The sequence below is a fragment of the Paracoccus sphaerophysae genome, from assembly GCF_000763805.1.
GTDB classification, from domain to species: Bacteria; Pseudomonadota; Alphaproteobacteria; order Rhodobacterales; family Rhodobacteraceae; genus Paracoccus; species Paracoccus sphaerophysae.
Genome location: NZ_JRKS01000041.1, coordinates 21,023 through 27,899, shown reverse-complemented (window position 1 = coordinate 27,899; position 6,877 = coordinate 21,023). Strand labels below are relative to the sequence as shown.

Genomic DNA, 6,877 nt, shown 5'->3' with positions numbered 1-6,877 from the left:
CCACCCTCCGCGCCCCGAGGAAGGTTCGGTCGACGAATCCGTCACCGCGGTCGAGATGACCGCCGACGAACGGGTCGCCGCCGATGCTTGGCTGGCTGACCTGTATCGCGACAACCCGGCGCTGGTCCGGCTCGCCCCCGCGCCGGCCGCGGACGGCGTCCGTTATGCCGAGGCCCGGCCCTCCAAGCGCCCGATCCCCGCCAAACCGGCCGCCAAGTCCGCTGTCGATGCCGCGGTCGAGGAGGCCGTCGTGGACGCCGTCGCCGAGGCGCCGCGCAAGAAAGCCTCGGACGACGGCGACCGTCCGGCCGCGCGGGCCAAACCCGCCGCCAAGGGCGAGGCCACCGCCGCGAAAGCGGACACGCCGCAACCCGCCGCCCGGAAGACCGAGACGGCGAAGGCCGCGGCCCCGGCGTCCGGCCGCCCCTCCAGCCGTCCCGGCCTCAGCAGCCGCGATCCCGTGACCAAGACCGCGGACGCGGTCGACACCGCCATCGCCGAGGCGGTCAGCAACTCGACCGCCGCGCCCGCCGCGGCAAAGCTGGCCGCGGCGCCGTCGTCTCTGGTTCCGCTGCGCAAGCCGTCGCGGGCCAAGACGCCCACCGCCGATGCGGAGGCCGAGGCCGTCGCCGCGGCGGCCGCGGCCGCCCGCCCGGTCATCCCGCCGGTGGCCGAGCCGGCGCCGCAGCCCGACACCCAGACCGCCGCGGCCCCCGCGCCCGATGCCGGCGCGGCGCAGCGCCTGCGCGACGAACAGCTGCAGGCGCAGGCCGAGGAGCGCGCCCGCGCCCAGGCCGCCTCGGACGCGCAAGCGGAAATGCAGGCGCGCGCCCAGGCCGAGGCCCGTGCCCGCGCCCAGGCCGCCGCCGAGGAACGCGCCGCGATCGCCAGCCGCGGCGAATACCGCCCGCCCGAGAACGACGAGGAACCCGAGGTGGCCGTGACGGCCGCCAAGGGCACTTCGAAAGGCCAGGTCGCCAAGGCCGCGACGGTCGGCGGCATGGACCTGGGCAAGACCCAGGTCATCGGCGTGATCGGCGCCGGCCGCGCCAGCCGCGGGCTGATCCGCCTGCGCAACGGCAAGGTCGTCACCGTGCGCCTGGGCGACCGGATCGACGGCGGGGCGATCAACTCGATCGGCAACGGCCGCATCAGCTATGTCAAGGGCGGCCGCCAGTTCAACCTGCCGATCCTGAATGGACGATGAGCCTGCTGCGCCCCTGAGCCTCGGCAAGACCCCTGTCGCGACGGGGGTCTGAGTGGGGTCGTTCCTTCTGATCGCCGCGATCTACCTGGCCACGATGGTCGTCGCTGTGCCGATCTCGGCCCGCCTGGGGCTGGGGTCGGTGCTGGGCTACCTGATGGCGGGCATCTTCATCGGCCCGGTGCTGGGCCTCGCCGGCAGCGCGGGCGACGTGGCCGACCTGCAGCATTTCGCCGAGTTCGGCGTCGTGATGATGCTGTTCCTGATCGGGCTCGAGCTCGAGCCGCGGCAACTGTGGGCGATGCGTCGGCGGCTGCTGGGGCTGGGCGGGCTGCAGATCGCGGGCACCACCTTGGCTCTGACCCTTCTGGGGCTGATGCTGAACCAGAGCTGGCAGGTCGCGCTGACGCTGGGGCTGATCCTGTCGCTCAGCTCTACGGCGATCGTGCTGCAGACGCTGTCGGAAAAAAACCTGATGCAGACCGGCGGCGGGCGCAGCGCCTTTGCGGTGCTGCTGACCCAGGACATCGTGGTCATCCCGATCCTCGCGCTGCTGCCGCTGCTGGGCTCGGCGGGCGCGCGGCACGCGGTTCACGACACGCCGGGCTCGGCCTTCATGGCCAGCCTGCCGGGCTGGGGGGCGGCGCTGGTGACGCTGGGCGCGGTGGGCGTGGTGATCCTGCTGGGGCAATACGCGTTCCGCCCGGTCTTCCGCTTCGTCCAGACCTCGCGGTTGCTTGAGATGAACACCGCCGTCGCGCTGCTGATCGTGGTCGGCATCGCGGCGCTGATGACGCTGGTCGGGCTCAGCCCCGCGCTGGGGACCTTTCTCGCCGGGGTGATGCTGGCGGGGTCCGAGTTCCGCCACGAGCTGGAAGGCCAGATCGCCCCCTTCAAGGGGCTGCTGCTGGGGCTGTTCTTCATCACCGTCGGCGCCGGCATGAATTTCGGCATGCTGTTCGACCGTCCGGTGGTGGTGATCGGGGTCACCGCGCTGATCATCGCCATCAAGGCGGCGGTGCTGTTCGGGGTCGCCCGCGCGGCGCGGATGCCGCGGCGCGACCGGACGCTGTTCACCCTGTCGCTGGCGCAGGCCGGAGAGTTCGGCTTCGTCCTGATTTCCTATGCCACCGCCCTGGCGATCCTGACCACCGAGATGGCGCAGGGGTTCCTGCTGGTGATCGCGCTGTCGATGCTGGTGACGCCGCTGCTGTTCATCCTGCACGACCGCGTCGCGGCATGGCTGGGCGACGAACGCCAGCCGCTGGCCGAGGATGCGATCGACGACCAGCAGCCGATCATCATCGCCGGGGTTGGGCGGTTCGGGCAGGTGGTGAACCGGTTGCTGACCCATTCCGGCTTCAAGACCACCGTGCTGGACCACGACCTGAACACCATCCAGCTGATGCGCCGCTTTGGCGGCAAGGGCTATTTCGGCGACCCGACCCGGCCCGAAATCCTTGCCGCCGCGGGGCTGGACAAGGCCCGCGTGCTGGTCGCCGCGCTGGACGACCAGGAGGCCAACCTGAAGCTGGTGCGCTATGCCCGCGAACGGCGCCCGGACCTCAAGATCGTGGCGCGGGCGCGGGACCGGGTGAACGTCTATCAGCTCTACGAGGCCAAGGCCGACCATATCGTGCGCGAGATGTTCGACAGTTCGCTGCGCGCCGGCCGCTACGTGCTGGAAAATCTCGGCCTGTCGGAATACGAGGCCAACGAGCTGGAACACATCTTCTATCGCCACGACCGCGCCGGCCTGCGCGAGCTGGCCGAGGTCTGGCGCCCGGACATGCCGCTGGACCAGAACGAGGCCTATATCACGCGCTCGCGCGAGCTGAACGCCGCGATGGAAAACGCGCTGATGGAGCGGTTCTCGCGCGGGCCCGCCGCGGCGCCCGTGGATGACGGCGAAGATGACGAGGCGCCCGAACACGGGCTGGTCGCGGGCCGCGCGCTGGGCGGTGGCGGACCCGGGGGACGGGCGCGCTGAGCCTCGCGGCGCGGCTTACGCCGCCGTGGCGCCTTACCGGCAGTAGCTCTGCTTCCTGGTCCAGCTGGCGATGTCGGCGCGCTTGGACGAGGACCGCAGCGGCATCCAGTCCCGCGCGACGCCGCGCCAGCCGCCCTTGCCGCCGGCGATGGCGTTGTCGCGGACGACGTGCCGGGCCATGATGCGCACCGCGCAGCGCAGGTTGTCGCTGCCGTCCAGCAGCGACCCGCCGCAGCCATTGGCGCTCGCGGTCGGGCGGGAAATCTGCATCAGCCCCAGATAGCGCCCGCCGCCGCCCTTGGCGGTCTCGATATGGCGACTTTCGTGGCGGGCGACCGAGGACAGCAGCCCGGCCCAGAAGGCGGCGCGGTTTTCGCGGCTCTGGCTCGCATAGCCCGGGCAGAACTGCAGCACGTCCGAGGGGACGGTGGACAGCAGGGTCACGCCTTCCTCGTTCAGCGCCTGCAGCGCGGCGGCGGTCCATTCCTCGTTGCCCTCGCCCCAGCGCATCGCGGGCTTTTCCTTGCGCAGATGCAGCGCCGTCGCCACCCGGCCGGCGACCGAGGGCTTGTCCGCCGGGGCGATGGTGGGCGCGGTGGTGGCGGCACGGACGGCGGTCTCGGTCCCGCAGGCGGACAGGCTCAGCGCGGCCAGGCCGGCGAGGATCAGGTTGCGCATGGTGTCGTCTCTCGGATCGTCGGTTTTGCGGGCGCTTAGCACCGCGGGGCCGGCGCGCTCAACCCACGAAGCTGCGAGGGGCCTGCGCTGTCAGCCGGGCGGGATCTGCCAGCGGCGTTCCAGCGCCTCGATGGCGGCGATCCGCCGCGCCGTGGCGGGATGCGAGGCGAGCCACGCCACCGGCCCCCCGGTCGACCCGGTGAGCCGGCCCAGCCGCGCCAGCAGCGCCTTTTGCGGGGCGGTCCCGAAGCCGGCCTTGACCATCAGCGCGGCGGCGAAGGCGTCGGCCTGATATTCATCCTCGCGCGACAGCCGCGCCGCCAACGCCGAGGCGACCAGCGATGCCAGCCACGGTCCGACGATCGGCACGAACCGCCCGAAGGTGCCGGCGAGGACCGTGCGGACCACGTTGTGACCGGCGAAATCCATCATCCGGCGGCGGGCGTGGCCGTGGGTGACGTGGCCCAGCTCGTGCGCGATGACCGACGCCAGCTCGGCCTCGGTGACCTTGCCGGCGTCCAGCTGGTCGATGAAACCGCGGGTCAGGAACACCCGCCCGTCCGGCGCGGCCAGCCCGTTGACCGGCGAGATTTCATAGACATGCGCGCTGACCCGATCCAGCCCCATCGCCGCGCCCAGCCGCCGCAGCGCCTGGTCCAGCCGCGGGTCGTCCAGCGGCGTCGAGTTGGCCGTCAACTGCTGCCTGAGCCGCCAGGCCGAGAACAGCCACATGGCCAAGGCATAGAGGACGATCAGCAGGATCGGGGTCAGCTTGAGCATGGCACCGATGTGGCCCCGGCAGCGCCCGAGTTCAATCGGCGCTCAGGCATCGTCGTTCGCGCCGCCGCGCCGAAACAGCCACAGCCCGAGGATCACCGCCACCGCGGCTGCCGCTGCAAGGCCAAGGACCGACCCGGCCAGATCTGCCACGGCCTGCAGATTGGCGCCAAAGACCATGCCTAGGCCCAGGTAGATGGCGACCCAGATCGCCGCACCCGACAGGCTGGCGGCAGTGAACCGGCCGCGCGGAAAGCCCGCCGCCCCCGCGGCCACGGTCAGCCACGGTCCCAACGGCGAAAACAGCCAGCGCGACAGGAACACCCCCAGCGTGCCGTAGCGGGCCAGCAGCAGGCGGGCCCGGCGGGTCAGATCGGCCGCGCGGCCCGCCCTGCGGTCAAGCCAGCCGCCGGCCGACCGCCCGGCCAGGAACGCCAGCTGATCGCCCAGCAGGAACCCGCCCAGGGCTGCCACCGCCACCGCGGCCAGCGACAAGTCGCCGCTGGACACGAAGGCCCCCGCGGCGATCAGCAACAGCGACGCCGGCGCGGGCAGCAGCAGGCAGGCGGCCAGCGTGGCCAGCCCGATCAGCCACGGCCCCCAGTCGGGCAGCGCCGCCATCAGGGCGTCCGTCATTCGGCCCCCGGCGCGGCCGGTCGTTCCGATGCCAGCCGGGCGGTCAGCTCGGCGAGGATGACGCTGTCGGGCACGCCCCGCGCCCGGGCGATCTCGGAGATCGTCAGGCCGCGCACCGCCATCGGCTCGACGCCCAGGGCGCGGGCGAGTTCGGGCGGCGGGACCCGCCAGCTGCGGCCGACATATCCCAGGGTCATCCAGGGCGCGGGCGTTTCCTCAAGGTGGCTGCGGTCCCGCCAGTAGAGCGCGCGGTCGACGACGCGGAAGCCGAAGAAGCTGACCAGCGCCACCGCGATCAGGAACCCGACGGCGACGGCCCGGTTGCGCTTTCCGACGTTGCGGCGCAGCATCAGCGAAGCCAGCAGGGTGACGACGACCGCAAAGACCAGGTTGGCGACCGGGCCCAGCATCAGCCCAGCACCCGCATCGCCTGGGTCAGCCCTTCCAGCGTCAGCGGCATCATCCGGTTTTCGAAGATCTGGCCCATCATCCTGATCGACTGGGTATGGCCCCAGTGCTGCCGCGGGACCGGGTTCAGCCAGACGTGGTCCGGCCAGGTCTCGGTCAGGCGCTGCAGCCACAGCGCGCCGGGCTCGGGGTTCCAGTGTTCGTTGGCGCCGCCCGGGGCCACGATCTCGTAGGGCGACATCGAGGCGTCGCCCACCACCACCACCTTCCAGTCGCGGCCCAGCCGGTGCATCAGCTCCCAGGTCGGCGTGGTCTGGTCCCAGCGGCGGCGGTTGTCCTTCCAAACCGCCTCGTAGAGGCAGTTGTGGAAATAGTAGTGCTCCAGGTGCTTGAACTCGGACCGGCAGGCCGAGAACAGCTCGTCCACCACCCGCACGTGGTCGTCCATCGACCCGCCCACATCCAGCAGCAGCAGCACCTTGACGGCGTTGCGGCGTTCCGGACGGGTCTGGACGTCGATATAGCCGTGATCGGCGGTGGCGCGGATCGTCGCCGGCAGGTCCAGTTCCTCGGCGGCGCCGTGGCGGGCCCACTGGCGCAACCGCTTCAGCGCGACCTTGATGTTGCGGGTGCCCAGCTCGACGCTGTCGTCGAAGTCGCGGAACTCGCGCTTGTCCCAGACCTTGACGGCGCGGCGGTGACGGCTTTCGTCCTGGCCGATCCGCACCCCCTCGGGGTTATAGCCGTAGGCGCCAAAGGGCGAGGTCCCGGCCGTGCCGATCCACTTGCTGCCGCCCTGGTGGCGGCCCTTCTGCTCGGCCAGCCGTTGGCGCAGCTTCTCCATCAGCGCCTCGAAGCTGCCCGCGCCCTGCACGGCCGCGCGTTCCTCGTCGGTCAGCAGCTTCTCGGCCAGCTTCTCCAGCCATTCGCGGGGCAGGGCCGCTTCGCTGACCAGCGCCTCGACCGGGATGGTTTCCAGCCCGGCAAAGCTCTCGGCGAAGGCGCGGTCATAGCGGTCGATATGGCGTTCGTCCTTGACCAGCACGGCGCGGCCAAGGGTGTGGAAGTCGTCCACCGACCAGCCCGCCACCCCGGCCTGCATCGCCCCCATCAGGTCCAGCCATTCCCGCAGGCTGACCGGCACCCCGTGGCGTCGCAGCGCGTCGAGGAACGGGAGGAACATC

General features: G+C 71.7%; 6 protein-coding genes and 1 pseudogene. 2 read left to right on the top strand and 5 right to left on the bottom strand.

The features are described 5' to 3' along the window. A pseudogene (locus tag IC63_RS18510) lies at positions 1-1,207 on the top strand (hypothetical protein); the annotation flags it as partial. Between the two features lie 52 nt (positions 1,208-1,259). Continuing rightward, positions 1,260-3,194, top strand: coding sequence for a cation:proton antiporter domain-containing protein (locus IC63_RS11695; protein WP_052042171.1), 1,935 nt, complete (start codon positions 1,260-1,262; stop codon positions 3,192-3,194). Positions 3,195-3,227: 33 nt separating this feature from the next. On the opposite strand, the gene IC63_RS11690 is transcribed toward IC63_RS11695, so the two are convergent. The 5 genes from IC63_RS11690 to IC63_RS11670 form a co-directional block, all read right to left on the bottom strand. Next, positions 3,228-3,872, bottom strand: a complete 645-nt coding sequence (locus IC63_RS11690) for a transglycosylase SLT domain-containing protein (protein WP_052042169.1) — start codon at positions 3,870-3,872, stop codon at positions 3,228-3,230. A gap of 90 nt (positions 3,873-3,962) precedes the next feature. Next, entirely contained in the window at positions 3,963-4,652 is a 690-nt protein-coding gene (locus IC63_RS11685) for a M48 family metallopeptidase (RefSeq protein ID WP_036720561.1), read from the bottom strand. A gap of 42 nt (positions 4,653-4,694) precedes the next feature. Further along, on the bottom strand, positions 4,695-5,285 hold the full coding sequence (locus IC63_RS11680) for a DedA family protein (RefSeq protein ID WP_036720558.1): 591 nt from the start codon (positions 5,283-5,285) through the stop codon (positions 4,695-4,697). Further along, complete coding sequence (locus IC63_RS18505; RefSeq protein WP_036720556.1) at positions 5,282-5,695, bottom strand: hypothetical protein; 414 nt, start codon at positions 5,693-5,695, stop codon at positions 5,282-5,284. The genes IC63_RS11680 and IC63_RS18505 overlap by 4 nt, the downstream gene beginning before the upstream one ends. Continuing rightward, the gene (locus IC63_RS11670) at positions 5,695-6,876 is read right to left on the bottom strand and encodes a vWA domain-containing protein (protein WP_036720552.1); all 1,182 of its coding nucleotides are present in this window, start codon (positions 6,874-6,876) and stop codon (positions 5,695-5,697) included. The genes IC63_RS18505 and IC63_RS11670 overlap by 1 nt, the downstream gene beginning before the upstream one ends. Between the last annotated feature and the right edge of the window lies 1 nt (position 6,877).

Bases quoted from the DNA above. Each gene is read 5' to 3' on its own strand.
- IC63_RS11690 (WP_052042169.1), bottom strand. From the start codon at position 3,872: ATGCGCAACCTGATCCTCGCCGGCCTGGCCGCGCTGAGCCTGTCCGCC.
- IC63_RS11685 (WP_036720561.1), bottom strand. From the start codon at position 4,652: ATGCTCAAGCTGACCCCGATCCTGCTGATCGTCCTCTATGCCTTGGCC.
- IC63_RS11680 (WP_036720558.1), bottom strand. From the start codon at position 5,285: ATGACGGACGCCCTGATGGCGGCGCTGCCCGACTGGGGGCCGTGGCTG.
- IC63_RS18505 (WP_036720556.1), bottom strand. From the start codon at position 5,695: ATGCTGGGCCCGGTCGCCAACCTGGTCTTTGCGGTCGTCGTCACCCTG.
- IC63_RS11670 (WP_036720552.1), bottom strand. From the start codon at position 6,876: ATGTTCCTCCCGTTCCTCGACGCGCTGCGACGCCACGGGGTGCCGGTC.